The organism is Pseudomonas sp. TE6283 (assembly GCF_054060555.1).
On record NZ_JBSSDH010000023.1, the window covers coordinates 21,500 to 47,595 of the forward strand.

Sequence of the window (26,096 nt, forward strand, 5' to 3'; positions counted from 1 at the left end):
CTGCGCAGCAGCCCCGGCAATCTTTGCAATGTTGCAGATCCCGGAGACCGCTTTGCGGTCCTTTCGCGACGCAAGGCCGCTCCTACAGGGATGCAGGCGCCTCGATCTCAAAGCTGATCGAAATCGAGCACCACCTTGTCGCTCAGCGGGTAGGTCTGGCACGACAGCACATACCCGGCCGCCACTTCGTAGTCCTCCAGGGCATGGTTGCTGTCCATCTCCACTTCACCCTCGATCACCTTGCACTTGCAGGTCGAGCACACCCCGGCCTTGCACGAAAAGGGCAGTTCGGCGCCGATGGCATTGCCGGCCTCTAGTACGCTGCGGGTGTTGCGCGGCAGGTCGAAGGCCAGGGCGCGGCCGTCGCTGATCACGGTGACGTGGCTGACCGCCGAATCCACCTGGCGCGCCGCCTCGCGAGCTTCGCGACGGGCCTCGCCACCGGCGGCGGCAAACAGCTCGAAGTGGATGCGCTCCCTGGCCAGGCCGTTGGCCTGCAGGCTGTCGCGCACGGTCTCGGTCATCGCCTGCGGGCCGCAGATGAACGCCGCGTCGAGTGACTGCACGTCGAGCCAGCGAGCGAACAGCTGCCCGCACTTGTCGGCGTCGATGCGGCCGTTGTACAGGTCGACATCCTGCTGCTCGCGGCTGAACACGAAGATCAGGTTGAGGCGGTCGAGGTACTGGTTCTTCAGGTCTTCCAGGCGATCGCGAAACAACGCGCTGTTGCTGGCGCGGTTGCCGTACAGCAAGGTGAAGCGGCTGTGGGGCTCGCAGGCCAGGGTGGTGGCGACCAGCGACAGGATGGGAGTGATGCCGCTGCCGGCGGCCACGCCCAGGTAATGACCCCGGCGCGCCGGGTCCAGCGGCACGAAGAAGCTGCCCGACGGCGGCATCACCTCCAACTGCTGGCCGGCCTTGAGCACTTCGTTGGCGAAGGCCGAGAAACGACCGCCCGGCACGCGTTTGACCGCCACGCGCAATTCGCCGTCCTGCACCGCGCTGCAGATCGAGTAGGAGCGGCGCACCTCTTCGTCATCCAGTCGGGTGCGCATGACCAGGTACTGGCCCTGGGTGAAGCGGAACTCTTCGCGCAGGTGCGCGGGCACGTCGAAGGCGATGGACACCGCGTCGCGGGTCTCCTGGCGCACCTGCCGGACGGTCAGGCTGTGAAACTGGCTCATGGCGTTCTCCACGGCTCAAAGGCATTTGAAATAGTCGAACGGTTCCAGGCACGCACGGCAGCGGTACAGGGCCTTGCAGGCGGTGGAGCCGAACTGGCTGAGCAGTTCGGTATCGCGGCTTGCACATTGCGGGCAGCACACCGTGGGCGGGGCCCCGCCCAGGCTGGCACTGCCGGCGGGCGGTGCGATGCCGTAGGCGCGCAGGCGCTCGCGGCCCTGGTCGCTGATCCAGTCGGTGCTCCAGGCCGGGGTAAGCCTGCGCTCCAGCGCGGGTTCGGCGAACCCTGCCTGCTCCAGGGCCTGGCGGATGTCGCCCTCGATCACCTCGGTGGCCGGGCAGCCGGAGTAGGTTGGAGTGATCACCAGGTGCAGGTGGCCGGCGCGCCAGTCGAGGTCGCGGACGACACCCAAGTCGACCACGCTGACCACCGGCACCTCCGGATCCATCACCTCGGCCAGCACCGCCCAGGCCTGGGCCAGGTCGCCGTCGCGCAGGGCGCGCGCGCCGCGGTCACCCGCGATCAGCTCACCAGGTCGCATCGGGGTAGGCTCGCGGCAAGAACTGCATCTCGGCCAGCAGCAGGCCCAGGTGCTCGGTGTGCAGGCCCTTGCGCCCGTCCAGGTAGAAGTGGCTGGCGGCGTTGGGCAGCGGCAGCTCGACCGAGGCGAAGATTGCCTCCACAGCGGCGTGCCAGCGCTGGGCGACCTGCGTCGGGTCGGCGGCAATGCCAGCTTGGACCAGCTGTCCTTCGCTGTCGCTGGCGACCGTCAGCTCGACGGTGAAGCGCCACAGCATCGGAATGGCCTCGAGCATGCGTCGGCGGCTTTCCTCGGTGCCGCCACCCAGGCGCTGCACCCACTCGCCGGAACGGCGCAGGTGGTAGGTCACCTCCTTCAGGGCCTTGGCGGCGATGCCGGCGATACGCTCATCGCCCGAGGCACTCAAGCCATCGAGCATGGCGTGGTGCCAGGCGTCGTAGAGGAACTGCTTGAGCATCGTCACGGCATAGTCGCCGTTGGGCTGCTCGACCAGCAGCAGGTTGCGGTAGGCGCGCTCGTCGCGACGGAAGGCCAGGGCGTCTGCATCGCGGCCGTCGTCCTGCAATTCGGCGGCATAGTCCAGCCAGTTGCGGGCCTGGCCGACCAGGTCGAGGCCGACGTTCATCAGCGCCAGTTCTTCCTCCAGCGCCGGGGCCTTGCCGCACCACTCGCACAGGCGCTGGCCCTGGACCAGGGCGCTGTCGCCGAGCAGCAGCAGGTATTGAATCAGTGCTTGCTTGTGCATGGTGCGCCTCACATGTGTCCGACTTCGGCCGGCAGCTCGTAGAAGCTGGCGTGGCGGTAGACCTTGTCATCGGCCGGGGCGAACAGCGGGTCCTTCTCGTCGGGGGAGGAGGCGGTGATCAGCGCCGAGGGCACTACCCACAGGCTCACTCCCTCGCTGCGGCGGGTGTACAGCTCGCGGGCGTTCTCGATGGCCATGGCGGCGTCGGCGGCGTGCACGCTGCCAACGTGCTTGTGGTTCAGGCCGTGCTTGCTGCGCACGAAGACTTCGAACAGGGTCCAGACAGACATTGGGGGTATCTCCGCATCATTCGCCGCTTCAGGCGGCGTTCTTGTTCTGTTGCTTGCGGGCATAGGCCACGGCGGCCTCGCGCACCCAGGCACCGCTTTCGATGGCGTTGCGCCGGGTGGCCAGGCGTTCCTGGTTGCACGGGCCGTTGCCCTTGAGCACTTCGTAGAACTCGTCCCACTGGATCTGGCCGAAGTCGTAGTGGCCACGGGCCTCGTTCCACTTGAGCGCCGGATCCGGCGCGGTGCAGCCGAGCAGTTCGAGCTGGGGCACGGTCTGGTCGATGAAGCGCTGGCGCAGTTCGTCGTTGGTCTGGCGCTTGATCTTCCAGGCCATGGACTGGGCGCTGTTGGGCGAGTGCTCGTCGCTGGGGCCGAACATCATCAGCGCCGGCCACCACAGGCGGTCGATGGCGTCCTGGACCATGTCCCTCTGCGCCTGGGTGCCGTGGCGCATCATGGTCAGCAGCAGTTCGTAGCCCTGGCGCTGGTGGAAGCTCTCTTCCTTGCAGATGCGGATCATGGCGCGGGAGTAGGGGCCGTAGGAGGTGCGCTGCAGCACCACCTGGTTGACGATCGCCGCGCCGTCCACCAGCCAGCCCACCGCACCCATGTCGGCCCAGCTCAGGGTCGGGTAGTTGAAGATGCTCGAGTACTTGGCCTTGCCACTGTGCAGCTTGGCGATCTCTTCGTCGCGGTCGGCGCCGAGGGTTTCCATGGCGCTGTACAGGTACAGGCCATGGCCGGCTTCGTCCTGGATCTTGGCCATCAGTTGCAGCTTGCGCTTGAGCGACGGGGCGCGGGTGACCCAGTTGCCTTCCGGGAGCATGCCGACGATTTCCGAGTGGGCGTGCTGGGAGATCTGGCGGATGAGGGTCTGGCGGTAGGCCTCGGGCATCCAGTTCTTGGCTTCGATCTTGATCTCGGCGTCGATCTTCTCCTGGAAGGCGCGCTCTTCGGGCGACATCTCCTCCAGGGACTTGAGGCGCTTGACGCCGGTTTCTACGAGCTGTGCGTACATGTTCAGGCTCCCGGTTGTGGGCTGCGTGGGGCGTGGATCATTTATAAGCGATACAAAACACAACATCAAACAGTATCTGATGTATCAAATACGATTTGTGTATCGCATTGGGGTTGCTCGGGGCTGCTGCGCAGCCCTATCCGACCGGTCCGACGCCTCGGCAAGGCCGCTCCTACAGGGGAACGCGAACCCCTGTAGGAGCGGCCTTGCGTCGCGAAAGGGGCGCAAAGCGCCCCCGGCTTTCTCGAGGCAAAAAAAAGCCCCGGACCATGCCGGGGCTCCATTCTCAGCGCTTGCCGTCAGCCAGCAAGTCGCTTGTCATACACATGACAAGCCTTGCCCTCCGAACGCTTCAGCGTGCCGCATGGCTGCAACTGGATCTGCGTGCTGATACCGATATAGGTCTTGATCTGCCGCGCCAGCTCGCCCACCACCTGCTTGCGCTGGCCCTCGTCGAGGTACTGGCTGTCGTTGCGCAGTTCCACATGCACCTCGACGCTATCGAGGTTGCCATTGCGATACAGATGAATCTCATACAGCTCTGAAAGCTGTTTAATCTTAAGCACCTGCTCCTCGATCTGCGTCGGGAACACATTGACCCCGCGAATGATCAGCATGTCGTCGCTGCGCCCGGTGATCTTGCCGATGCGCCGCATCGGCCGCGCCGTGCCGGGCAGCAGGCGGGTCAGGTCACGGGTGCGGTAGCGCACCATGGGCAAGGCCTCCTTGCTCAACGAAGTGAACACCAGCTCGCCAAGCTGGCCGTCCGGCAGCACGTCGCCGCTGACCGGGTCGATGATCTCGGGGTAGAAGTGGTCCTCCCAGATGGTCGGGCCGTCCTTGGTCTCGAGGCATTCCATGGCCACGCCCGGGCCCATGATTTCCGACAGCCCGTAGATGTCCAGCGCATCGATGCCCAGGCGCTGCTCGATGGATCGGCGCAGTTCGTCGGTCCAGGGTTCGGCGCCGAAGATGCCCAGGCGCAGCTTGAGGTCGTGCGGGTCGATGCCCTGGCGCTCGATCTCGTCGGCCAGGTTGAGCATGTACGAGGGCGTGACCATGATGATGTCTGGCTGGAAGTCGCGGATCAGTTGCACCTGCTTTTCGGTCTGGCCCCCGGACATGGGGATCACCGTGCAGCCCAGGCGCTCGGCGCCGTAGTGCGCGCCCAGGCCGCCGGTGAACAGGCCGTAGCCATAGGACACGTGCACCTTGTCGCCGCGGCGCCCGCCGGCGGCGCGGATCGAGCGCGCCACCACGTTGGCCCAGGTGTCGATGTCGTTCTGGGTGTAGCCGACTACAGTCGGCTTGCCGGTGGTGCCACTGGAGGCGTGCAGGCGCACCACCTGGTCCTGGGGCACGGCGAACATGCCGTAGGGGTAGTTGTCGCGCAGGTCGTTCTTGCCGGTGAAGGGGAACTTCGCCAGGTCGTCCAGCGACTTCAGGTCATCGGGGTGGGCGCCGCACGCATCGAAGCGCTGGCGATAGAGCGGCACGTTGGCGTAGGCGTGGTTCAGGCTCCAGCGCAGGCGTTCCAGCTGGTGCTGGCGCAGCGCGTCGAGGCTGGCGGTTTCCATCGGGTCGAGCAGGGCGCGGTCGGCATCGTGGTAGAGATTCATGGTTTCACTCGAGTTGTTCTTGTCGTGGGCCGAAGCCCTGAGTGTCATGGCAGGCAGCATACTGCCCGCGTCGCGTGGCGTCTCTGGCGGCTGATCAGAGGCGTTCGAGCACCAGGGCGATGCCCTGGCCGACGCCGATGCACATCGTGCACAGGGCGTAGCGGCCGCCGGTCTGCTCCAGCTGGTACAGGGCGGTGGTGACCAGCCGCGCGCCGCTCATGCCCAGCGGGTGACCCAGGGCGATGGCGCCGCCGTTGGGGTTGACCCGGGGATCGTCGTCGGCCAGGCCCAGCTCGCGGAGCACGGCCAGGCCCTGGGCGGCGAAGGCTTCGTTGAGTTCGATCACGTCCATGTCGGCCAGGGACAGGCCGGTCAGTTCCAGCACCTTGCGGGTGGCCGGTACTGGGCCGATGCCCATCAGTCGCGGCTCGACGCCCGCCACGGCGAGGCCAAGGACCCGGCCGCGAGCCTTGAGGCCATGTAGCCGGGCTGCCGCGGGGCTGGCCAGGAGCAGGGCACAGGCACCGTCGTTGACCCCCGAGGCATTGCCGGCGGTGACGCTGCCACCGTCGCGGAACGGCGTGCCCAGGCGCGCCAGTTGCTCAAGGGTGGTGTCGCCCCGTGGATGTTCGTCGTGCTCGACGCGTTTGGCCGGGCCTTTGCGCTGGGGGATCTCCACCGCGACGATCTCCCGGGCCAGGCGGCCATTGGCCTGGGCGGCGGCGGCCTTGAGCTGGCTGCGCAGGGCAAAGGCGTCCTGGTCCTCGCGGGAGATGGCGAAGCGCTCGGCGACGTTCTCGGCGGTCTCGGGCATCGAGTCGATGCCGTATTGCGCCTGCATCAGCGGGTTGACGAAGCGCCAGCCGATGGTGGTGTCGAACAGCTGCGCGCTGCGACCGAAGGCCTGTTCCGACTTGCCCATGACGAAGGGCGCCCGCGACATCGATTCGACGCCGCCGGCCAGCATCAGCCCGGCCTCTCCGCAGCGCAGGGCGCGGGCGGCGTTGCCGATGGCGTCCAGGCCCGAGCCGCACAGGCGGTTGATCGTGGTGCCGGGCACCTCGATCGGCAACCCGGCCAGCAGGCCGGCCATGCGCGCGACGTTGCGGTTGTCTTCGCCGGCCTGGTTGGCGCAGCCGAGGATCACATCGTCTACGGCCGTCCAGTCCAGCTCGGGATGGCGCGCTATCAGCGCCTTGATCGGTACCGCGGCGAGGTCGTCGGGGCGCACGCTCGCCAGGGCGCCGCCATAGCGACCGATGGGCGTGCGCACGGCATCGATGATCAGCGCGTGGGGCAGGGTGGCATCAGTCATGGGAGGTCTCCGGCGACAGCACGGTGCCGCGTACTTTGTAGGATTTGCCGTGAAACAGGGCGATCAGCTCGCCCTGCTGGTTCTCGATGCGCACGTCGTAGTTGCCGGTGCGGCCCTTGCGGCTCTGCTCGCCGGCGGTGGCCAGCAACTGATCGCCCAGGCGTGCCGGCGCCACATAGTCGATGCTGCAACCCAGGGCCACGGCGGCTTCATCGTAGCTGTTGCAGGCAAAAGCGAAGGCCGAGTCGGCCAGGGCGAACAGGTAGCCGCCGTGGCAGGTGCCGTGGCCCTGGATCATGTCGGCGCGCACGCGCATGCCCAGTCGGGCGCTGCCGGGGCCGGCGTCGAGCAGCTCGATGCCCAGGCCCTGGCTGGCGGCGTCGCGGGCGAACATGGCCTGGGCACAGGCGCGGGCCAGGGTGTGTGCGGATTGTTCAGCCATGCAGATGGCCTCCTTCGGCGTGGGTGCGGCGCAGCAGCAGGGACGGGCGGTAACGCTCCTCGCCGTAGCTGCGTTGCAGGTTGTCGAGTACGTCCAGGGTGAAACCGACCCCCAGGTCGTCGGCCCAGGCCAGCGGGCCGCGTGGGTAGTTGACCCCGGCGCACATGGCCAGGTCGATATCGCCGGGCGTGCCGACGCCCTGCAGCACGGCGTCGGCGGCCTCGTTGGCGAGCATCGCCACGGTGCGCAGCACCACCAGGCCGGGCAGGTCGGCCACCGGGCAGATGCTCAGCCCGGCCTGGGCGAGCAGGGCGACGGCCTGGCCAAGGGCCTCGGCACTGCACTCGGCGCCGTGACTGATGGCCAGGCGCGTGGCGCTGGCGTAGTCCAGGGCCAGGTCCAGCAGCACCAGGTTGCGCAAACCGTCCTCGCGGGCGCGCTGGCTGGCCAGGCGGCCATCGGACAGCGCCAGGGTGGCATCCCCCACCCGCAGCACGCCGCTGCCAGCGCGCTCGGTGACGCCGATACCCTTGGCGCGCAGGCGCTCGACCAGGGGCTGCAGGACGCCCAGGTCACCTTCCACGGTGCAGCACTCGACAGGCGCCTGGCTGGTGATTGCCGCGGCCTGTGGCCGCTCGGCGCCTTCGGCATAGCTATAGAAGCCCTGGCCAGACTTGCGCCCGAGGCGCCCGGCATCGACCAGCTCTTTTTGCACCAGCGATGGCTGGAAGCGGAAGTCGCCATAGAACGCCTCGAACACCGAGCAGGTCACTGCGTAGTTGACGTCGTGGCCGATCAGGTCGGTCAGCTCGAACGCGCCCATGCGAAAGCCCCCGGCGTCGCGCAGCAGGGCATCGAGGGTGGCGCAGTCGGCGGCGCCCTCCTGCAGCAGGCGCAGGCTTTCGGCGTAGAAGGGCCGAGCCACGCGGTTGACGATAAAGCCCGGCGTCGAACGGGTGTGCACCGGTTGCTTGCCCCAGTTCCGGGCGGTGTCGTACAGGGTGGTCGCCAGTGTCGGCGCCGTGGCCAGCCCGGACACGACCTCCACCAGCGCCATCAGCGGTGCCGGGTTGAAGAAGTGCATGCCGATCACCCGTTGCGGGTGCCGGAGCCCGGCGGCAAGGCTGGTGATCGACAGCGAAGAGGTGTTGCTGGCCAGGATGCAGTCGTCGGCGCACCGGGCTTCAAGTTGGCGCAGCAGTTCTTGCTTGATCGGCAGGCTTTCGACGATGGCCTCGATCACCAGGCGGGCATCGGCCAGGTCGTCGAGGCTGTCGATCGGTTGCAGGCGAGCGCGGATGGCGCTGCGGTTGTCAGGGCTGAGCCTGCCTTTCTCGACCAGCCGGCCGAGCTGCCGGTCGATACCTTCGATGGCCTGCGCGGCGGCGCCGGGGCGGTTGTCATAAAGGCATACCGGGTGGCCGGCCTGGGCCGCCACCTGGGCGATGCCGGCACCCATGGCGCCAGCGCCGATCACCGCCACCAGGGCATGATTGTCGAGTGCGGCCATGGTCAGCGCCCCTTGAACACAGGTGTGCGTTTGTTCATGAAGGCTCCGACGCCCTCGCGGTAGTCCTCGCTGCGCCCGGCCAGGCGTTGCAGGTCCCGCTCCAGTTCCAGCTGTTCGTCGAAGCGATTGTCGAAGCTCTGGTTGAGGGCGCGCTTGATCAGGGCCAGGCCATAGGTGGGCTGGGTCGCCAGGTGGCGGGCGAGCTTGAGCGCCTCGTCGCGCAACGCGGCATCGTCCACCACCCGGTGGATCAGCCCCCATTGCTCGGCCTGCTCGGCGCTCAGCCGCTCGCCCAGCATGGCCAGCGCCTTGGCCCGGGCCATGCCGATCAAGCGCGGCAGTAGCCAGGTGCCGCCGGAGTCCGGCACCAGGCCGATCTTGCAGAACGCCTGGATGAAGCTTGCCGAGCGCGCCGCCAGCACCAGGTCGCAGGCCAGCGGCAGGTTGGCGCCAGCACCGGCGGCCACGCCGTTGACCGCGCAGATCACCGGCAGCGGCAGGTCGCGCAGGCTGCGCACCAGCGGGTTGTAGAACTGTTCGATGGACTGACCGAGGTCAGGCAGCTCGGCGTCGGGCGCGACGTTGCGGTCGGCCAGGTCCTGGCCTGCGCAGAAGCCACGGCCTTCGCCGGTCAGCAGCAGTACCCGGGCGGTTTCGCTCTGGCGCACCTGCTTCAGCGCCTCGCGCACTTCCAGGTGCATGGCGCTGTTGAAGCTGTTGAGCTGCTCGGGCCGGTTCAGCGAAAGCAGGGCGACGCCGTCGTCGCCAATGGAAAACAGGATGTGCTGGAAGGACATGACTGGCTCGCTCCGTCAGTCGGTGGAAGGCTTACAGCCCTTGGAATCGGGCCGGGCGTTTGGCCTGGAAGGCGCGGATACCCTCGTCGCGGTCGGCGGTGCCGGCCAGCAGGGTGAAGGCGTGGCGTTCGAAGCGCAGGCCGCAGGCCAGGTCCATGTCCTGGGCCTTGAGCAGCGCCTCCTTGGCCAGGCGCACCGCCAGCGGTGCCTTGGCGGCGATGGCGGCGGCCACCTGCAGGGCGCGCTCTACGGTGAGTTCGGGCTGGGTGACTTCGCCGACCAGGCCTGCCTGCAGGGCATGACGGGCATCAATGGCTTCGCCACCGAGGACCATCTGCATGGCCAGCGGCTTGCCCACGGCGCGCAGCAGGCGCTGGGTGCCGCCGGCGCCGGGGATGATGCCGAGGTTGATTTCCGGCTGGCCAAAACGGGCGTCGCTGCCGGCGATGACGATGTCGGCGCACATCACCAGTTCGCAGCCGCCGCCCAGGGCAAAGCCGTTGACGGCGGCGATCAGGGGTTTGCCAAAGGCGGCAATGCGCTGCCAGTGGGTCACGCGCGGATCGTTGAGGATGCCGACCAGGTCGCGCTGGGCCATTTCATTGATATCGGCGCCGGCGGCGAAGGCCTTGCGGTTGCCGGTGAGGACCACGGCGCGGATCTCTGGATCATGGTCGGCGGCGTCCAATTCTGCGGCCAGCTCTTCCAGCAGCGCCGTGTTCAAGGCGTTGAGGGCTTGCGGGCGGTGCAGGGTGATCAGGCGGACGCCGTCCGCCGGGGCCTGCACGATGAGGTTGCTTGGCATGGGGGTACCTCAGGCTGCACGTTCGGCGCCGGCTGGGGCCGGCTTTTCTTGGAATTGTTCGTGGTGCTGGGGCAAGTATATGTACAAAGCGATACGTAAAATCAACATTGAAATTGTAATTGCGTATCTGTATTTGAGGCGAGTGACGCTATCGCGGGGCAAGCCCGCTCCCACGCTGTCTCGCTGCTATAGCCATTTGTTGGAGCTAGCTTGCCCAGCAATTAGGTCATTACTGTCCTGAAGCTTTGTGAAGAAAGCGATACATCAGGTTGGCATTGACTAAGTGATTTGATCTGATACAGGATCATTTGGTCTTCTGAATCATATCGAGCCCCAGCCCATGCCCTGCTATCGCCTCGAAGGCCTCACCCCAGTGGTTCATCCCAGCGCCTATGTACACCCCAGCGCCGTGCTGATCGGCGACGTGCTGGTCGGCCCCAACTGCTACATCGGCCCTTTGGCCTCGTTGCGCGGCGATTTCGGGCGAATCATCCTGGAAGAGGGCGCGAACCTGCAGGACACCTGCGTGATGCACGGTTTCCCCGGCGGCGACACGCTGGTCGAGCGCAACGGCCATATTGGCCATGGCGCGGTGCTGCACGGCTGTCGGATAGGCGAGGACGCCCTGGTCGGCATGAACGCGGTGGTCATGGACGGCGCGCATATCGCCCCACGCTGCATCGTCGCCGCCACGGCCTTCGTCAAGGCGGGGTTCACCTGCCCGGAGCAAAGCCTGGTGGTTGGCGCGCCGGCCGAGTTCAAGCGCCCGCTCAGCGACCAGGAGCTGGCCTGGAAACAGCGCGGCACCGCCGAATACCACAGCCTGGCCCGGCGCTGCATGACCGCGCTGGTGGAGTGCCCGCCGCTGACCGCGCCCGAAGCCGACCGCCCACGCATGGGCGACTCCGGCTTCAGGCCCAAGGCCGAGGGCGGTGCATGAGCCTTGCGCGGTCGCGGCAGGCAGGTATAGTCGAGGCTTTAGCCGCGCCTCGTTCCCCCATGAGCAGCCTTGCCCCCCTGAATCACCTGATCACCCGTTTCCAGGAGCAGACGCCGATCCGCGCCAGCTCCCTGATCATCACCCTCTATGGCGATGCCATCGAACCCCATGGCGGCACGGTCTGGCTGGGCAGCCTGATCAACCTGCTGGAACCGATGGGCATCAATGAACGGCTGATCCGTACCTCGATCTTCCGCCTGACCAAGGAAGGCTGGCTGACCGCCGAGAAGGTCGGCCGGCGCAGCTACTACAGCCTTACCGGCACCGGCCGGCGGCGTTTCGAGAAAGCCTTCAAGCGCGTCTACAGCGCCAGCCTACCGGCCTGGAACGGCGCCTGGACCCTGGTGCTGCTGTCGCAACTCGACGCCGGCAAGCGCAAGGCCGTGCGCGAGGAACTCGAATGGCAGGGCTTTGGCGCCATGGGCACGAACCTGCTGGGCTGTCCGCGCACCGACCGTGCCGACCTCGCCGCGACACTGCGCGAGCAGGACGCCGAGGACGACTGCATCGTCTTCGAAACCCACGCCCAGGAAGTGCTGGCCTCCAAGGCCCTGCGCGCCCAGGTACGGGAAAGCTGGAACATCGAGGAACTGGGCCAGCACTACAGCGAGTTCATCCGCCTGTTCCGCCCACTGTGGCAAGCCATGAAGGACCTCGAGGCGCCGAGCCCGCAGGATTGTTTCCTGGCGCGCACGCTGCTGATCCACGAATACCGCCGCCTGTTGTTGCGTGATCCGCAACTGCCGGACGAGTTGTTGCCGGGGGATTGGGAAGGGCGCGCGGCCCGGCAGCTGTGCCGCAACCTGTACCGGCTGGTGCAGGGCAGGGCGGAGGAGTACCTGGCCAGCGCGCTGGAGACGGCGGATGGGCCTTTGCCGGATGCCAATGAGAGCTACTTCAAGCGCTTTGGTGGGCTTGGTTGAATTGAGGGCGTTGGCGACCTGGCAATTCTGCCAGTTGCCGGCATTGCGATCCGTTGCAAGGATTACCTGCGTATTCATGGCAGGCGGCATTTCTAATATGAGTCGGGCACGGTGGCGGCACCCCCATAGCATCTCCTCGACTCTGGCCACAGATCGGCAAGGTTCGATCCTGCTCTCCAATGACCAGCCAAATCGATACACCGGCTATGGCGACAATAGTCAGAGCGCCGCCCGGCTCGGCTTCACCGGCCAGTATTGTGAGACGAATGCGGGTGTCTATTTGCTAGGTAACGGCTATAGGCATTACAACCCTCGGCTCATGCGCTTTGGCTCACCTGACAGCTTCAGCCCGTTTGGTGCCGGTGGAGTCAATGCCTATGCGTACTGTGGTGGGGATCCAGTCAATCGGATCGATCCGAGCGGTCATGTGCCTGGCTCCTACAGCCTGTACGCAGGAGGGGGAGCAGTTAGCGGAAAACTGAAAGTACTTTCACATGGCAAGCGGGTGGCTGGTCCCATGGCGTCAGGCTACCAAGCACCTGCAAATTTCGTAGCTCCGTGGAATGCCGAGATCAATTTCTTTACCCAAAATGGATTCACTGCCGTGGTTAATAATGATCCGGCGAGTGTGAAATCGATACCATCGTTCATAAAAGGTAATCGGCCCGTAGTTCAGAGCTACCAATCAGGAAAACGTGTTGGAAACTACGAGTTGCTTGAACTGGTGCCGAACAAGGGCTCTGCCGAGCCTATCAAGGATTATGAAAGAGTACCTTTCAGAATGTCGGTAGAGCGTATGGCCAAGGCGTCGGGAGTGGACGTTGCGCTTATCAACAAACCAATAGCTCTGAGCGAACTCTTGGATGAACTCGATGCCTCCGGGCATGTTTACACGTCTGTCGATTGCCTGCATTGCCGCGGCACCATTTCCTCCAGCAGGCCTTCAGTTTTCAAAAACATGTACGGGGCCGTCCTGACCCAATTGGACATTCGTTTGTAATTGGCAGCATTCTCTCGTGAATAGCTGAGTGCGGGGCGTAGTGCTTCCAGCAGGGGCGCCTGCCGGCGATGCACCGGGCGGGCGGCGCTCGATCTCACAGCCACTGCCCTTACACCTTCGAGCACCTTGAACGCAATGCTTCCCCCATAGAGAGGCGATCACGTCAACCCCGCTGATCGAAGAAATGCCCCATCAGCTGCAGCAACGGCCGTCGCCGGTTCTTCACCGCGAACGCCCACTCGTGGGTCTGCGACGACGCATGGCCAACCTCATGTTCGCTCAGCAGCTTCTGCACCTGGGCCAACCGGTACCACGGCACCGAGGGGAAGGCGTGGTGGACGATGTGCAGGTTGAAGTTGAGGATCACATAGCGCGACCACAGCGGCAGGTCCTTGCAGTCGTGGGACACCCCATCCTGCTCCCAGAACTGCAGGCGGTCGGCGTCCCTTGGCAGCAACGGCGCCTCGGCGTGGTGGGGCAGGTTGAGCAGCTCGACCATGAAGAACAGGAACACCCAGGTGATCCCGTAGAACAGCACCAGGTCCAGCAGGTGCCCAAGGCTCCAGGCCAGCACGGCCGCCGCCAGGTAACCGGCCAGGTACAGGCGGGCGAAGCGGATCTCCTTGAGAATCCTCGGCGAACTGTCGCCCTTGGCCCGGGCAATGAACGGCGCGCGCCAGTTGAGCAGGAAATGGTTGGCGGCGATCATCGGGATCCAGTGCTTCCAGACAAACTCCAGGGTGCGCTCCTGTTTTTTCGTCATCACCGAGAAGCGCTCGATCATGCCGCGGTTCTCCGGGTCGTTCACCGGGTGCGCGGTCCAGGTGTGGTGGGCCATGTGGAAGCGCCGGCGGACCAGGAACGGCAAGGCGATCAGCCAGCCGTCGCAGTGGCCGATGAAATCGTTGAGCCGGCGGTTGGCCGAGGCGGCGCCGTGGGTCGCCTCGTGCATGATCAGGTAGAGCTGCACGGTGGCAAGGCCTGCCAGCGCCAGGCCCAGCAACTGCAAGGCGGTGGAGTCGGCGAGCCACAGGTTCCAGGCCACCGCCAACAACAGCAGGTCGGCGACCCAGAGCATCACGGTCCAGGGTTCCCGGGCGCCGTCGGGGATCTGTTTTCTTACACTAAGCCATTGGTCCTTGGTCACTTGCAAAAACTCCGATCGGTTAGCTGGCGGCCCGGGAAGCCGGGGCCGCGGGAAGGCTGCAAAGGTTGTTGGCCAGGTGCGCGTAGGCCAGGTCGAATCGGGCGATGTCGTCGTCGAAGCCGTGGCTGCACGGGGGCACGGCGAAGTCCTGGAGCACCAGCTGGATGCAGTCGTAGCGCGCGCCGTTCTCCAGATGCCAGGCCGGCAGGTAGGCGGTGATGGCAAAACCCAGGCGGCGCAGGCTGGCCAGCAGCTCCAGCTTGTCTGCCAGGATCACCAGGCTGACGTACTCCGCCTGCGCATGTTGGCGCAGCAGCGCGCCCAGCTCCGCCAGCACAGCTTGGCTTGACAGGTAGCGACCGCACTGGCCCGACAGCATCAGCGCGCCGGCCTTGGGGTCGTGGGTGTAGCTGAGCTGGCCATGGCGTTCGGCGCCGGTGGGACCGCTCAGAAAGGTGTCCGGGTAGCTGCCGGGAGTGACGCCGAGCCGCAGGGCGGGGTAAAGCAGGCGGCGGACGAATTCGGCGGCGCGGGTGGTCACGTACCAGGGCGCCACATGGACAAAGCCGGCCTGGAGCACCGGCTGGATGGCGGTCAGGTGATATTCGCGCAGGCCGTCGACCGTGTCCGGGCCGCCGTCATGCCCCACCAGCACGGCGGGGCGGATCTTGTTCATGACGCTGTGGCTTGCGATGTTGCGGGTGATGTAGAAGCCCAGCTCCATGGGTTCGGCCCGGTGGGTCTCGAAACCGAGGCGGATCAGGCTGGAGATGGCGCCGGTCCTGCGTGCATCGGGATGGATCACCCCGTGGCAGACTTCCCACGAGCGGTTCCAGGGGCGGCGGGCGATGCAACAGCATCCGAGCAGTCGGCCCTGGGCCTGGGCGACAAACCACTGCTGTTGGCCGCTGGCCAGCGAGTGGCGGATATAGGCCGGGCTCTGGCAAGGGTGGGTGGTCTGCCCATAGACCTGCTGGAACAGCGCGGCGAGGGCTTCGATATCGGCGGGGCTGGCCGGGCGATAGCGCAGTGTTTCGGTTTCCGGCAACGGCGCAACGGCCGTTTGCGGCGAACGGGTCGCAGTCATGACGCACCTTTTGTCTTTATTGAAGGCGAACGAAGGCAGTGACCGCCCAGGGCAGGTCACGGGCACGTGGCGGGGCTGGGGTCAGTGACGGAGATGTCGTCGCAGGTCGGCGCGGCTGGGTGATGGGTTTGAAGGGTGAGGCGAGAGTGCGTCATCCGTGAGCATGGCCATCATGCGACTCCTGTACGGGTTCTTGTCCAAGGCCAGCGCAAATCCTTTGCGCTGGCAGGAAAGGGACTATAGAGCCACGCAGGGGGCCGTCAAACGGGCATCGGCAAGAAGTGGCAACGCGCTCCTTGGGCAAGGTGGCGAGGCGGCGGGCAGGCCCGCCCCCTGTTTTTCGGCACGCCAGGTCCCGGAGCAGTACGCCGTAGGAAATGGCTTACATGTAAATAGTTGTAAAGACGACCAGGTATTCAGATTTCGCTGTCCTTCAGGCGGGCAAGGCCGCTGTCGCGTGCGGGTCTGGCATGGTCCGGCAGCGGCTCTGGCCGGGGTTGTCCTGCCGTGCTGTAGACCCGGGTACGACTGCCCAGGCCCTCCACCAGGGGCGCCTGCAGCGGGTATCGGGTGCGGGCCTTGAGGTCGGCGATCAGCTCGTCGAGCAGCGCGTCGATCTGCGTGCTGTCCTGGTGGTGGGCGGTGGTGATCAGGTGCGCGGTGTCGCCCGAGGTGGCCAGGCAATGGCGTTTCCACACGCTGGCCGAGGGGCAGGGGAACACCACGGTGATCGAGTTGGGGTTGCGCCAGGCCTCGATGCCGGCCGCCCGCAGCCGGTCCACCGCATGCTGGGCCAGGTCCAGGCAGCGCTGGATGCGTGCGCGCCAGTCCTCCCGCGACCGGCTGCACAGGGCGGCCCACATCATCAGTGGCGTGTGGCCGTTGCGCGAGCCGCTGATGGTCTGGTCGCGGGCGCTGATGTAGTCGATTTCCACCGAGATGCGCTCGACGTTGTGGCGCCGGGCCACGACGATGCCGCAGGGCATCGGCGAGCCGATCATCTTGTGCCCGGAGACGCAGATCGAGTCGATGCCGTCGGCAAACGAATAGGGCTCGGGGGCGTCGACGAAGGGCAGGATCATGCCGCTGAGGGCCGCGTCGGCGTGCAGGTAGTAGTCCTCGCGGCGGATGCCGGCCTGGGCCAGGCGCTGCTGGATGACGGCGATGTTGTCGGTGGCACCGCGCAGGGTGGTGCCGATATTGGCGAAGATGATCGGGTGTCGTTCGCCGTCGGCCGCAATCCGCGCGACCAGGTCGTCGTAGTCCATTTCGCCGTTGGCCTGGGATTCCACCACCTGGGCCTTGATGCGCAGCAGGCGGACGATCTTGGCCACCGAGTAGTGGGTGTCCTTGGAGTAGTAGAGGGTGGCGTCGGGAAACAGCTCGCGGGCCAGGTAGCAGCCGAACATGTTGCCTTCGGTGCCGCCGTTGGTGACATAGCCCCAGCTGTCCTCGAACGGGATGTGGAACAGCTCGGCGAAGAAGCGCATCACCTCGCGCTCGAAGTCGAAGGAGTTGAGCAGGTAGTTGCTGGGCTCGTTCCAGTCGCCGCAGTTGTTGATGGAAAAGCGCATGAAACGATGCAGCAGGCTGTAGTCGAAGTCGGCCGACTCGGGGTAGCCGACATTGAAGTACTGGTGGGTAAGGCAGTACTTCCAGAAGGCCTCGAGACGCTTGTGGTCGGCGGGTGAGAATGTCATGTCCAGCTCCATGGTGCGCGCTCGGCCGGCCAGGGCCGAGCGCGGTGCGGGTGAAAGTCCTTGTCAGTGCCGCATCAGGCTCAGGCGGCCAGGGTGGCGCCGCCGTCGACCACGATATCCTGCAGGGTCACGTGCCCGGCCTGCTCCGAGGCCAGGAACAGCACTACATTGGCGATGTCGTCGGGCGTGGCGATCTTGCCCAGCGGCACGCCGAGCTTGTACTGCCCGGGCAGGCCGTCGACCAGCTGGCGTTCGCCCGCCGGGTCGCCGAGCATGCCGGCGAGCATCGGCGTGCGCGTCGAGCCTGGAGAAACCACGTTGCAGCGCACGCCGTAGGGCGCCAGCTCCAGGCCCACGCAGTGGCTCAGGCTGACCAGTGCGGCCTTGGAGGTGCAGTAGGCGGCCATGTTCAGGCGCGGCACGTGGGCGGCGTTGGAGGCGACGTTGACGATGGCGCCGCGGCGCTGGCGGCGGAACACCGGGGTCCACTGGCGCATCAGGTAGAACGGCGCGCTCACGTTGACATCAAGGCACCGCTGCCAGTCTTCGCAGGACACCTCGTCGCTGCGCCCCAGGCGCAGCACGCCGGCGACATTGACCAGCACGTCGAGGTACTGCGCCTGCTCCTTGAGGCGGTCGCAGACCCGTTGCACGTCGGCCGGATCGGTCAGGTCGACATGCAGCAGCGCGAAGGGCACGTCGGCCTCCTCGCAGTCCAGGCCGATGACCTCGGCGCCTTCCTCGAGAAACTGCTGCGCCACGCAGCGACCGATGCCGCTGGCGGCGCCGGTGACCAGCACGCGCCGGCCGGTGAAGCGGGCCATGGCCATCAGGCGGCCCCCCGCGCTTGCATTAGCGACCACCAGCCATCCAGGGTCGGCGCGTTGGCCAGCTCCTCGAAGCTGACGGCGATGCCGCGCTGCTTGAGCTCGGCGGCCAGCTTCATCACCTGCAGCGAGTCCAGGCCGTAGAAGATCAGGCTTTCCTGCGGGTCGAGGTCGCTGTCGTCCTCGATCATCTGGCGCACCCGGCCATGCAGCCAGTCGCGTGTGGTCTCGCCCGCGGGTTGGGTCAACAGGGCGGTGGTGTCGGTGACATGGCCGCAGCGGGTGGCGACGTACTTCAGGGCCAGGCGGTGCTCCTCCTCGGAGAAGTCGGCCACCGCATCGCCCACCAGGAACGCCTGGATATCGTTCATGAAGGCGTCGGCGGCGGTGATCATGCAGCCGATATGGGCGTACACGCCGCCGATCAGCAGCTGGTCGCGTTGCCAGGTGCGCATGCGCTCGAGCAGGTCGGAGCGCTGGAAGGCGCTGTAGCGCCACTTGGTCAGCACCGTGTCGCCCGCTTGCGGCGCCAGGGCGTCGATGATCAGTTGCTGCTCGGGGCTGGCCGCCGGCAGGCCCGGGCCCCACATGGCGTTGAGCAGGGCGCGGTCCTCGGGTGGCTGTTCATGGGGCTGGGCGGTGTAGACCACCGGGATGCCCTGCTCGCGGGCCCAGTGGATCAGCCGCGACAGGTTGTCCACCAGGGCGGTGAGCAGGGCGCCGTCGGGCTGGTAGAAGCGCAGGAAGTAGCGCTGCATGTCGTGGATCAGCAGAACGGCGCGGGCCGGGTCGGGTTGCCATTGGGTCTTGTTGGCCGGGTAGCTGGCCCGCTGCGGCATGGCATAGTCGTGGATGGTTGGAATGGTCATGTCGGGTCCTTGGACGGTCAGGCGGTCTGGGCGACGGCGAGCAGCGCGCGCAGTTGCTTCTTGTCGATCTTGCCCACCGCGGTCAGCGGCATGGCGTCGATCAGCCGGATCCGGTCCGGGAGCTTGTATTCGGCGATGCCCAGGCCCATCAGGTGGCGGCGCAGGGCGATCGGCTTGAGCTGCGGGTTGCGCGAGACGATGAAGGCGCAGCTCTTTTCGCCGAGCAGGTCGTCGGGCAGCGCCACCAGGGCGGCGTGGGTCACGTCCGGGTGCATGACTATCAGGTTCTCGATCTCCTCCGAAGCGACCTTCTCGCCGCCGCGGTTGATCTGGTCCTTGACCCGCCCGACTACCCGCAGGTTGCCATCGGCGCTGCGCTGGACGATGTCGCCGGAGTGGTAGAAGCCGTCCTGGTCGAACACCTGGGCGTTGTGCTCGGGGCTTTGGTAGTAGCCGCAGAAGGTGTAGGGGCCCCGGGTGGCGAGCATGCCTGGCTCGCCGTCGGCGACCGGCTGGCCCTGTTCGTCGAGGATGCGCACTTCGTCCAGCTCGCTGATCGGCCGGCCCTGGGTGGTGAACACCTGCTCGTCGCTATCGTCCAGGCGGGTGTAGTTGACCAGGCCCTCGGCCATGCCGAACACCTGTTGCAGGCGGCAGCCCAATACCTCGGGGACCTGGCGCGCCAGGGCCTCGGCGAAGCTCGCACCGCCGACCTGCAGCAGGCGCAGGCTGCGCAGCTTGGCCGCGTGCCCGGGGGCGGCCTGCAGCCACAGGGCCACGGCGCTGGGCACCAGGGCGGCCATGGTCACGGCGTGGCGTTCGATCAGGGCGAAGCAGTTGAGCGGCTCCGGGTTGGCCGCCATGACGATGCACCCGCCGGCGTGCAGCACGCCCAGGCCGCCGGGGGAGCTGAGGGTGTAGTTGTGCGCGGCGGGCAGGGCGCAGAGAAAGCGCGTGGCGCTGTCCAGGGCGCAGATCTGCGCGCTGGCCCGCACGCTGTAGGCGTAGTCGTTGTGGGTGCGCGGGATCAGCTTGGGGGTGCCGGTGCTGCCGCCGGACAGCTGGAACAGCGCCACTTCGCCGGCCGGGCTGGGCGCGTAGTGGGTGCCACGCACATCGGCGCTGGCGCTCCATTCTTCGAGGGCATCGAGCATCAACGTCAGCTTCGGACGCAGGCCTTCCTTGGCCAGGTCGTCGAGGAACGCGTCGTTGCGGAACACCTCATGCTCGGCCGAGGCAATCAGCAAGGCGGGGTGGATCTGCCGGGCGAAGGCGCCCAGCTCGTGCTGGCGGTGGCTGTAGAGCGCGTTGACCGGGGCGATGCCGGCCTTGAACAGGGCAAACAGCACGATGTAGAACTCGGCGACGTTGGGCAACTGCACCAGTGCCGTGTCGCCCTGGCCGAGGCCGTGGGCGGCCAGGCGCGAGGCCAGGTTGGAAGCGCGCCGGTCCAGTTCGCCGTAGCTGATGCAGCGTTCGCCGCAGAGGATCGCCGGGGCCTGTGGCTGCGCGGCGGCGCGCTCGATCAGCAGTTGGCTGAGCGGCTGGTCGTTCCAGTAGCCGGCGGCGCGATAGCGCTGCGCCCGGTCCGCGGGCCAGGGGGTGAATTCGATGGTCATGGGCATCTCGGAAAGCGGGTTTGAGGTCAATGGTCCAGGCCGCAGGCACGCAGCATGGTGCCGAGCTTGGTCTGCACTTCGTTCCATTCGGTATCGGGGCTGGAGGCCTCGACGATGCCGGCGCCGGCGAACAGGCGCACGCGCTGGCCGCTGAAGGTGCCGCAGCGGATGGTCACCACCCACTCGCCGTTGCCCTGGGCGTCGCACCACCCGACCATGCCGGTGAACAGGCCGCGCTCGAAGGGCTCGACGAAGCGGATCAGTTGCCGAGCCCGCTCGGTGGGGTAGCCGCACACGGCGGGAGTCGGGTGCAGGCGGCAGGCCAGTTGCAGGGCGTCGATATCGGCCGTGGCCAGTTCGCCCTCGATGCGGGTGGACAGGTGCCACAGCGCGGCGGTGCTGATCAGCGACGGCCGCTCGGGGACCTGCAGGCGGCTGCACAGTTCGCCGACGCGCTGGGCGATGTCCTCGGTGACCAGGCGGTGCTCGTAGTGATCCTTCTCGGATGCTGCCAGCCATTGCGCACTGGCGCGATCCGCCTCGGGGTCGGCCATGCGCCGCACCGAGCCGGCCAGCGGGTTGCTGACGAAGGCCGTGCCTTGCTTGTGCACCAGCAGCTCCGGGCTCACCCCCAGCAAGGTGCCGCCATCGGCCAGGGGCACGCGGAAGTGGTAGCCCTCGCGGTTCAGCGCCTTGAGGTTGGCCTGCACCTGTGCCGGGTCCACGGGCGCGGCGAAGTGCAGTTCGCGCTGCACCGAAAGCACGGCCTTGCGCACATCGCTGTGCTGGAAGTTGACGATGGCATGGCGCACGGCGCGCTTGAAACCGTGTTCGTCGGGAATGTTGGACTGGCTGAGCAGCGCCGGCAGCGCGCCGGCCTGGGCGGGCGCCGCGGTGCGTTGCTGCCAGGCATAGGCCTGGGGAACGTACAGACTGGATGCCTGGGTGGTGTCGAAGGGGATGGCGCCGACCACGATCGGGTTGTCCTGCCCGGCCTGGCGGGCGCGCTCGAAGGCCTGGTCGATGCTGCGCCGCAGCGCGCCGCCAGCCAGGTGGCTGCCGTGGGCCGGGGTGTCGATCCGTTCGCGCAGGCCGCTGACGCTCAGCTCGCGGTCGCCAGATGTGAATGAAAAGCTCGAGTCCTCTTGGCTGAGCGGCACGGTGTCCCTGTCTTGCAAACGCAGGGTGCCTGTCTTCATGGGTAGCCTCCTTGGCCGATGGGTGAGAAAGAAAACCTTGAAATATAATCATTCTCGTTAGTAAATATGAGGACGCGAAACACATGGATTTGTCAACTACGCGGGTAAGCGATGAGAGAGTTAACTTCGATGCAGGCCGCCTGTTGGATCGGGCGGGATGCACATGCGGCACTGGGTGGCGTCAGCGCCCACCTGTATGCCGAGTTCGTTGGCCTGGCCATCGATGTGGCGCGCCTGGAGGGCGCACTTGAGGGGCTGTACCGGGCACATCCGATGCTCAGGTTGCGCATCGACGCGCAGGGGCGGCAGAGCATCGACGAGACGCTGCGCGCCCCTCTGGAGCTGGAGGATTTCAGCGATCTGGACGGGCCCACCGTGGAACGGCGCCTGCTGGAGAAACGTCGCCAGTGGAGCCACCAGCGCCTGGACCTGGGCGCTGGCCAGGGTGCGCGCTTCGGCCTGAGCCTGCTGCCTGGCAATGTCACCCGGCTGCACGTGGACACCGACATGGCCGCGGTGGACCCGTCGAGCTTCCGGGTGCTGATGGAAGACCTGGCCCGGCTGTACGACACCCCTGAAACCGTGCTGCCGACCACGCCGAGCTACTTCGACTGGCTGGACCAGGTGCGTGCCGATGCCGACCTGCGCGACGCTCGCAGCCGCGACCGCGCCTGGTGGCGGGCACGCCTGGCGCAGATCGCCCCGGCACCGACGTTGCCCTTGCTTGCCCCGGGCCCGGCGCGCAGCGAGCGCTTTGCCGCCCGGCTCGAACCCGAGCAGTACCGCGCCTTGCAACAGGCGGCGCGGGCGCAGCGGATCACTTCGTCGGCGTTGCTGCTCGGGCTGTTCGCCAGCGCCCTGGGCGAACACACCGGGGATCGCCGCCTACGCCTGAACGTGCCGGTGTTCTGGCGCGAGCCCGTGCTGGAGCCGGTGCAACGGATCGTCGGCGAGTTCGCCAACCTGGTGCTGGTCGATGTCGACTTCACCGGCGTCGCCAGCCTTGCCGCGCTGTGCCAGGACCTGCACCGACAACTGGTGGAGCGCCTGGCGCACAGCGCCTATCCAGGCGTGGACCTGATGCGCGACCTGTCGCGCCATCACGGCACGCCGCAACTGGCGCCGGTGGTGTTCACCGCAGGGCTGGACCTGCCCGGTGGTGAGCTGTTCTCCGAGCGCGTGGGCCGGGTGTTCGGGCCGATGGACTGGGTGATCTCCCAAGGCCCGCAGGTGGCGCTGGACGCGCAGGTGGCCCAGGTCGATGGCGGCCTGCTGGTCAACTGGGATGTGCGCCTGGACGCACTGCCGGCGGATTGGGTCCAGGCACTGTTCGAGCGCTTCATTGCCCTGGCCGTCGCGGTGGCTGCCGACACGGACGCGCTGCACCAGCCTTTGACGATTGCGGCCAGCCGGGATCGCCCTTTGAACGCCCTGCAGCAGGCCTACCTGCTGGGGCGTGGCGAGCATCTGCCGCTGGGCGGCGTGGCCATGCAGGAGTTTCGCGAATACCGCGGGCACATGGACCTGGCGCTGCTGCGCAGCCGCCTCACGGACATGGTGCGCCGCCACGACAGCCTGCGCACCCGCATCGATGCCCAGGCACTGACCCAGTCGTTGAGCGACCAGGTGCAGGTCAACCTGGAGGTGGTCGACCTGCGCGCGTTGACGGGTGAGCAAGCCCAGGCGCAGCTCGAGGTCCGTCGCGAGGCCTATGCCCACGCGCTGTTCGACCTGGCTGGACCGCCCTGGAATGTCACCGCCTTCCAGCTGCCGCGGGGCGATCTGGTGGTGTTCGTGCGCTTCGATGCGCTGATCCTCGATGGACGCTCCATCGCCGCCCTGATGGTCGAGCTATTTGACGGGCACTGCCAGCCGCTGACCGCCAGCGAGCCGATGGCGGCTGTCGTCGACCAGAGCGAGCTGCGCAAGGCCGATACCGAGTATTGGAAGTCAAAGCTGGCCGAGGTCGATGGCGCACCACGGCTACCGTGGCGCTGCGCCCTGGACAAGGTCGGCGTGGCCCGATACGCACGCCAGCGTCAAGTGATCCCGGCCCCGGCGTTCAAGGCATTGAGCCGCGCCGGCGCACGCGAGGGGTTGTTCAAGAACTCGACGATCATGGCCGTGGTACTGGAAGTGCTCGGCCACTGGCTCGACGAGGGCAGCCTGTGCGTGGCGGTGCCGGTGGCGCCGCCCCAGGACGGCGCGTTCGCCAACCGTTCCAGCTTCATCGCCCTCGACTGGCAACACAAACTCCCCACGCTCGCCGAGCGCGCCAAGCGCCTGCAGGCCGATGTGCTGGAGGGCCTGCAGCACCTGGCGTTCTCCGGGGTGGACCTGGCCCGCCTGCTGTACGACAGCAACGGCCCGGGCCCGGCACTGCCGGTGGTGTTGACCAATGGCCTGTCCTGGCCGGTGGGCGCGCTCGAGGGTCCGATGACCTTTAGCGCGGGCCTGACCCAGACGCCCCAGGTGGCCATGGACATCCGTTTCTGCAACACCGCCGAGGGCGGCCTGGCGTTCGAGATCGACTATGCCCGCGAAGCGGTCGATGGCCGCTGGGTCGGGCAGTTGCTCACAGCCTTTGGCCAGGCGGTGACGCAACTGGCCGGGCAGGGCGCGTTCGAAGTCCAGGCACGGCAGTTCATCGACCTTGGCCACTACCGCCTCAACAGCAGCGAGGCGCAGGCCGCACCTGTCGATTTCCTCGGCCGCATCGCCCACAACCTGTTCGGCCCGGACAGCGGACGCATCGCCTTGCTGCACGGCGAGCGGCGGATCAGCTACGCCGAACTGGGCGAGGGCGTCGCCCGCATCGCCCAGGCTTTCAAGGCCCGGGGCCTGCAGCCTGGCCAGGTGGTCGCGATCTGCCTGCCGCGCGGCCCCGAGCACAGCATGACGACCCTGGCCTGCGCCCTGGGCGGGCTGGTCTGGGTGCCGATCGACGCGGCGGCGCCCGAAGAGCGCCTGCGCTACCTGCTGGACAACTGCCAGCCGGCGCTGGTGGTCGACAGCGCCGCGCCACTGCTGGCGAGTCCGCCGGCCGCCCTGGACCTGACTGGCCTGGCGGCGTTGTCGGCCAGCACCGCGCCGGCCTACTACCTCTACACCTCCGGCACCACCGGCAAGCCCAAGTGCGTGGTGCTGAACAACCGCGCCACGGCCAACGTCATCGGCAGCACCCTGGCGCAGTGGCAGGTCAGCCGCGATGACGTGTTCATCTCGGTGACCCCGCTGCATCACGACATGTCGGTGTTCGACGTGTTCGGCAGCCTCTGCGCCGGGGCGGCGCTGGTACTGCCCGAGCCCGGCGAGGAAAAGGACGCGCTGCGCTGGAACCAGCTGGTCAGGCGGCACGGCGTGAGCCTGTGGTGCTCGGTGCCGGCCATCCTCGAAATGCTCCTGGCCTGCCGCCAGGGCGATGGCTTGCGCAGCCTGCGCCTGCTGGCCCAGGGCGGCGACTACATCAAGCCGGCGGTGATCGCCGAATTGCGCGAGCTGTTGCCGGCGGCGCGGCTGGTGTCCCTGGGCGGGCCGACCGAGACCACCATCTGGAGCATCTGGCACGAGATCGGCGACCAGGACCGCGCCAGGGTGCCCTATGGACGCCCATTGCCGGGCAACCGCTACTGGCTGCTGGACGAACACGGCGAGCATTGCCCGCAGGGCGTCGCCGGGCGTATCCACACCAGTGGCGTGGGCTTGGCCCTGGGCTACCTGCAGGAGGGTGAGCTGGTGCAGAACGACTTCGTCAGCGTGCGCGACGAGCACGGTACATCGGTAAGGGCCTTCCGTACCGGCGATCGAGGTCGCTACCGCGAGGACGGCGTGCTGCTGTTCGACAGCCGGGTCAATGGCTATGTGAAGGTGCGCGGCGTGCGCGTATCGCTGCCGGACGTCGAGATCGAGCTGATCCGCCATCCGGCGGTGCAGCAGGTGCTGGTGGTGGACTATGGCGACACACAACAGGGCGAGGCTTGCATCGGCGCGCTCTATGTGCGGCGCCACGACGCGCCACCCGGCGCCGTGGCGCTACGCGAGCATGCCCGGGCGTTGCTGGCGCAATCCCATGTGCCCACGCGCTTCGTCGAGGTAGCCGAGTTGCCGTTGACGGCCAATGGCAAGCCGGACCGCCGCCGCGCCCGCACGTTGCTGGAAGGCGAAACCGAGCAGCCGCCGGCAGCGACGCCCAGTGACCCGCAGCGTTGCGCCCAGGTGCTGGCGATCTACCAGCAGGTGCTCGGCGCCACGCAGCCGGCCCGGGACTTCCTCGCCATGGGCCTGCGGCCGCAGCACCTCAAGCCCCTGGCGGCACGCCTGGGCGAAGCCTTCGCGGTGCGCTTGTCGCCCGCACAGTTGTTGGCGTGCCGCACGGTCGAAGACGTCGAGCGCCTGCTTGCCGCCACACCTGCCTGAATCAACCGCCCTGGGCCCGGCCCGGGGCGCCATCCGTAGTTTTT

22 protein-coding genes are annotated in these 26,096 nt (G+C 67.1%); 4 read left to right on the forward strand and 18 right to left on the reverse strand.

The features are described from left to right. Positions 1-107: 107 nt before the first annotated feature. The 11 genes from paaE to paaF all read right to left on the reverse strand — a co-directional run bounded on the left by paaE (position 108) and on the right by paaF (position 10,265). The gene (gene paaE, locus ACVWZ5_RS22730) at positions 108-1,184 is read right to left on the reverse strand and encodes a 1,2-phenylacetyl-CoA epoxidase subunit PaaE (RefSeq protein ID WP_457340874.1); all 1,077 of its coding nucleotides are present in this window, start codon (positions 1,182-1,184) and stop codon (positions 108-110) included. Between the two features lie 15 nt (positions 1,185-1,199). Further along, positions 1,200-1,724 (reverse strand): 1,2-phenylacetyl-CoA epoxidase subunit PaaD, encoded by a 525-nt coding sequence (paaD, locus tag ACVWZ5_RS22735; protein WP_062574094.1) that lies wholly within the window; start codon positions 1,722-1,724, stop codon positions 1,200-1,202. After that, positions 1,711-2,469, reverse strand: coding sequence for a 1,2-phenylacetyl-CoA epoxidase subunit PaaC (gene paaC, locus ACVWZ5_RS22740; protein ID WP_062574093.1), 759 nt, complete (start codon positions 2,467-2,469; stop codon positions 1,711-1,713). Before paaC ends, paaD begins: the two co-directional genes overlap by 14 nt. 8 nt (positions 2,470-2,477) lie before the next feature. Further along, positions 2,478-2,759, reverse strand: a complete 282-nt coding sequence (gene paaB / locus ACVWZ5_RS22745) for a 1,2-phenylacetyl-CoA epoxidase subunit PaaB (RefSeq protein WP_011533969.1) — start codon at positions 2,757-2,759, stop codon at positions 2,478-2,480. A gap of 28 nt (positions 2,760-2,787) precedes the next feature. Beyond that, positions 2,788-3,777: a 1,2-phenylacetyl-CoA epoxidase subunit PaaA gene (paaA, locus tag ACVWZ5_RS22750; protein WP_186600011.1), complete on the reverse strand. Its 990-nt coding sequence runs from the start codon at positions 3,775-3,777 to the stop codon at positions 2,788-2,790. 299 nt (positions 3,778-4,076) lie between these two features. After that, the gene (paaK, locus tag ACVWZ5_RS22755) at positions 4,077-5,396 is read right to left on the reverse strand and encodes a phenylacetate--CoA ligase PaaK (RefSeq protein ID WP_260269523.1); all 1,320 of its coding nucleotides are present in this window, start codon (positions 5,394-5,396) and stop codon (positions 4,077-4,079) included. 94 nt (positions 5,397-5,490) lie between these two features. Then, positions 5,491-6,711, reverse strand: coding sequence for a 3-oxoadipyl-CoA thiolase (pcaF, locus tag ACVWZ5_RS22760; protein WP_062574090.1), 1,221 nt, complete (start codon positions 6,709-6,711; stop codon positions 5,491-5,493). Further along, the gene (gene paaI, locus ACVWZ5_RS22765; protein ID WP_062574089.1) at positions 6,704-7,153 is read right to left on the reverse strand and encodes a hydroxyphenylacetyl-CoA thioesterase PaaI; all 450 of its coding nucleotides are present in this window, start codon (positions 7,151-7,153) and stop codon (positions 6,704-6,706) included. The genes pcaF and paaI overlap by 8 nt, the downstream gene beginning before the upstream one ends. After that, positions 7,146-8,663 carry a 3-hydroxyacyl-CoA dehydrogenase PaaH gene (paaH, locus tag ACVWZ5_RS22770; RefSeq protein WP_280071148.1) on the reverse strand — a complete coding sequence of 506 codons (1,518 nt, stop codon included), beginning with the start codon at positions 8,661-8,663 and terminating at the stop codon, positions 7,146-7,148. The genes paaI and paaH overlap by 8 nt, the downstream gene beginning before the upstream one ends. Before the next feature lie 2 nt (positions 8,664-8,665). After that, positions 8,666-9,460, reverse strand: coding sequence for a 2-(1,2-epoxy-1,2-dihydrophenyl)acetyl-CoA isomerase PaaG (paaG, locus tag ACVWZ5_RS22775; protein WP_096050107.1), 795 nt, complete (start codon positions 9,458-9,460; stop codon positions 8,666-8,668). A gap of 31 nt (positions 9,461-9,491) precedes the next feature. Beyond that, entirely contained in the window at positions 9,492-10,265 is a 774-nt protein-coding gene (paaF, locus tag ACVWZ5_RS22780) for a 2,3-dehydroadipyl-CoA hydratase PaaF (RefSeq protein ID WP_096050108.1), read from the reverse strand. Positions 10,266-10,605: 340 nt separating this feature from the next. On the opposite strand from paaF, the gene paaY reads away from it, so the two are divergent. The 3 genes from paaY to ACVWZ5_RS22795 are packed head-to-tail and all read left to right on the forward strand — an operon-like array spanning position 10,606 to position 13,188. Further along, the gene (gene paaY, locus ACVWZ5_RS22785; RefSeq protein WP_343580226.1) at positions 10,606-11,205 is read left to right on the forward strand and encodes a phenylacetic acid degradation protein PaaY; all 600 of its coding nucleotides are present in this window, start codon (positions 10,606-10,608) and stop codon (positions 11,203-11,205) included. 59 nt (positions 11,206-11,264) lie between these two features. Beyond that, entirely contained in the window at positions 11,265-12,188 is a 924-nt protein-coding gene (paaX, locus tag ACVWZ5_RS22790) for a phenylacetic acid degradation operon negative regulatory protein PaaX (protein ID WP_088852804.1), read from the forward strand. Then, on the forward strand, positions 12,151-13,188 hold the full coding sequence (locus tag ACVWZ5_RS22795) for an RHS repeat-associated core domain-containing protein (protein ID WP_457340875.1): 1,038 nt from the start codon (positions 12,151-12,153) through the stop codon (positions 13,186-13,188). Before paaX ends, ACVWZ5_RS22795 begins: the two co-directional genes overlap by 38 nt. 163 nt (positions 13,189-13,351) lie before the next feature. On the opposite strand, the gene ACVWZ5_RS22800 is transcribed toward ACVWZ5_RS22795, so the two are convergent. The 7 genes from ACVWZ5_RS22800 to ACVWZ5_RS22830 form a co-directional block, all read right to left on the reverse strand. After that, positions 13,352-14,266: a fatty acid desaturase family protein gene (locus tag ACVWZ5_RS22800; RefSeq protein WP_253249256.1), complete on the reverse strand. Its 915-nt coding sequence runs from the start codon at positions 14,264-14,266 to the stop codon at positions 13,352-13,354. Between the two features lie 88 nt (positions 14,267-14,354). Beyond that, positions 14,355-15,422, reverse strand: coding sequence for a GNAT family N-acetyltransferase (locus tag ACVWZ5_RS22805; protein ID WP_280071150.1), 1,068 nt, complete (start codon positions 15,420-15,422; stop codon positions 14,355-14,357). 416 nt (positions 15,423-15,838) lie between these two features. Then, positions 15,839-17,122, reverse strand: coding sequence for a histidine decarboxylase (locus ACVWZ5_RS22810; RefSeq protein ID WP_457340876.1), 1,284 nt, complete (start codon positions 17,120-17,122; stop codon positions 15,839-15,841). A gap of 80 nt (positions 17,123-17,202) precedes the next feature. Further along, positions 17,203-17,985 carry a 2,3-dihydro-2,3-dihydroxybenzoate dehydrogenase gene (dhbA, locus tag ACVWZ5_RS22815; RefSeq protein ID WP_356948732.1) on the reverse strand — a complete coding sequence of 261 codons (783 nt, stop codon included), beginning with the start codon at positions 17,983-17,985 and terminating at the stop codon, positions 17,203-17,205. Next, a complete protein-coding gene (locus ACVWZ5_RS22820; protein WP_186599995.1) occupies positions 17,952-18,818 on the reverse strand; it encodes an isochorismatase in 867 nt (288 codons plus the stop codon). The genes dhbA and ACVWZ5_RS22820 overlap by 34 nt, the downstream gene beginning before the upstream one ends. A 17-nt stretch (positions 18,819-18,835) precedes the next feature. Continuing rightward, positions 18,836-20,437: a (2,3-dihydroxybenzoyl)adenylate synthase gene (locus ACVWZ5_RS22825; RefSeq protein WP_062574081.1), complete on the reverse strand. Its 1,602-nt coding sequence runs from the start codon at positions 20,435-20,437 to the stop codon at positions 18,836-18,838. 26 nt (positions 20,438-20,463) lie between these two features. Next, positions 20,464-21,636: an isochorismate synthase gene (locus ACVWZ5_RS22830; protein ID WP_186599994.1), complete on the reverse strand. Its 1,173-nt coding sequence runs from the start codon at positions 21,634-21,636 to the stop codon at positions 20,464-20,466. Positions 21,637-21,765: 129 nt separating this feature from the next. Here ACVWZ5_RS22830 and ACVWZ5_RS22835 point away from each other — a divergent pair, with 129 nt between their 5' ends. After that, positions 21,766-26,052, forward strand: coding sequence for an amino acid adenylation domain-containing protein (locus tag ACVWZ5_RS22835; RefSeq protein WP_457340877.1), 4,287 nt, complete (start codon positions 21,766-21,768; stop codon positions 26,050-26,052). Positions 26,053-26,096: the final 44 nt, after the last annotated feature.

Bases quoted from the DNA above. Each gene is read 5' to 3' on its own strand.
- paaE (WP_457340874.1), bottom strand. From the start codon at position 1,184: ATGAGCCAGTTTCACAGCCTGACCGTCCGGCAGGTGCGCCAGGAGACC.
- paaD (WP_062574094.1), bottom strand. From the start codon at position 1,724: ATGCGACCTGGTGAGCTGATCGCGGGTGACCGCGGCGCGCGCGCCCTG.
- paaC (WP_062574093.1), bottom strand. From the start codon at position 2,469: ATGCACAAGCAAGCACTGATTCAATACCTGCTGCTGCTCGGCGACAGC.
- paaB (WP_011533969.1), bottom strand. From the start codon at position 2,759: ATGTCTGTCTGGACCCTGTTCGAAGTCTTCGTGCGCAGCAAGCACGGC.
- paaA (WP_186600011.1), bottom strand. From the start codon at position 3,777: ATGTACGCACAGCTCGTAGAAACCGGCGTCAAGCGCCTCAAGTCCCTG.
- paaK (WP_260269523.1), bottom strand. From the start codon at position 5,396: ATGAATCTCTACCACGATGCCGACCGCGCCCTGCTCGACCCGATGGAA.
- pcaF (WP_062574090.1), bottom strand. From the start codon at position 6,711: ATGACTGATGCCACCCTGCCCCACGCGCTGATCATCGATGCCGTGCGC.
- paaI (WP_062574089.1), bottom strand. From the start codon at position 7,153: ATGGCTGAACAATCCGCACACACCCTGGCCCGCGCCTGTGCCCAGGCC.
- paaH (WP_280071148.1), bottom strand. From the start codon at position 8,663: ATGGCCGCACTCGACAATCATGCCCTGGTGGCGGTGATCGGCGCTGGC.
- paaG (WP_096050107.1), bottom strand. From the start codon at position 9,460: ATGTCCTTCCAGCACATCCTGTTTTCCATTGGCGACGACGGCGTCGCC.
- paaF (WP_096050108.1), bottom strand. From the start codon at position 10,265: ATGCCAAGCAACCTCATCGTGCAGGCCCCGGCGGACGGCGTCCGCCTG.
- paaY (WP_343580226.1), top strand. From the start codon at position 10,606: ATGCCCTGCTATCGCCTCGAAGGCCTCACCCCAGTGGTTCATCCCAGC.
- paaX (WP_088852804.1), top strand. From the start codon at position 11,265: ATGAGCAGCCTTGCCCCCCTGAATCACCTGATCACCCGTTTCCAGGAG.
- ACVWZ5_RS22795 (WP_457340875.1), top strand. From the start codon at position 12,151: ATGAGAGCTACTTCAAGCGCTTTGGTGGGCTTGGTTGAATTGAGGGCG.
- ACVWZ5_RS22800 (WP_253249256.1), bottom strand. From the start codon at position 14,266: ATGCTCTGGGTCGCCGACCTGCTGTTGTTGGCGGTGGCCTGGAACCTG.
- ACVWZ5_RS22805 (WP_280071150.1), bottom strand. From the start codon at position 15,422: ATGACTGCGACCCGTTCGCCGCAAACGGCCGTTGCGCCGTTGCCGGAA.
- ACVWZ5_RS22810 (WP_457340876.1), bottom strand. From the start codon at position 17,122: ATGACATTCTCACCCGCCGACCACAAGCGTCTCGAGGCCTTCTGGAAG.
- ACVWZ5_RS22820 (WP_186599995.1), bottom strand. From the start codon at position 18,818: ATGACCATTCCAACCATCCACGACTATGCCATGCCGCAGCGGGCCAGC.
- ACVWZ5_RS22825 (WP_062574081.1), bottom strand. From the start codon at position 20,437: ATGACCATCGAATTCACCCCCTGGCCCGCGGACCGGGCGCAGCGCTAT.
- ACVWZ5_RS22830 (WP_186599994.1), bottom strand. From the start codon at position 21,636: ATGAAGACAGGCACCCTGCGTTTGCAAGACAGGGACACCGTGCCGCTC.
- ACVWZ5_RS22835 (WP_457340877.1), top strand. From the start codon at position 21,766: ATGCAGGCCGCCTGTTGGATCGGGCGGGATGCACATGCGGCACTGGGT.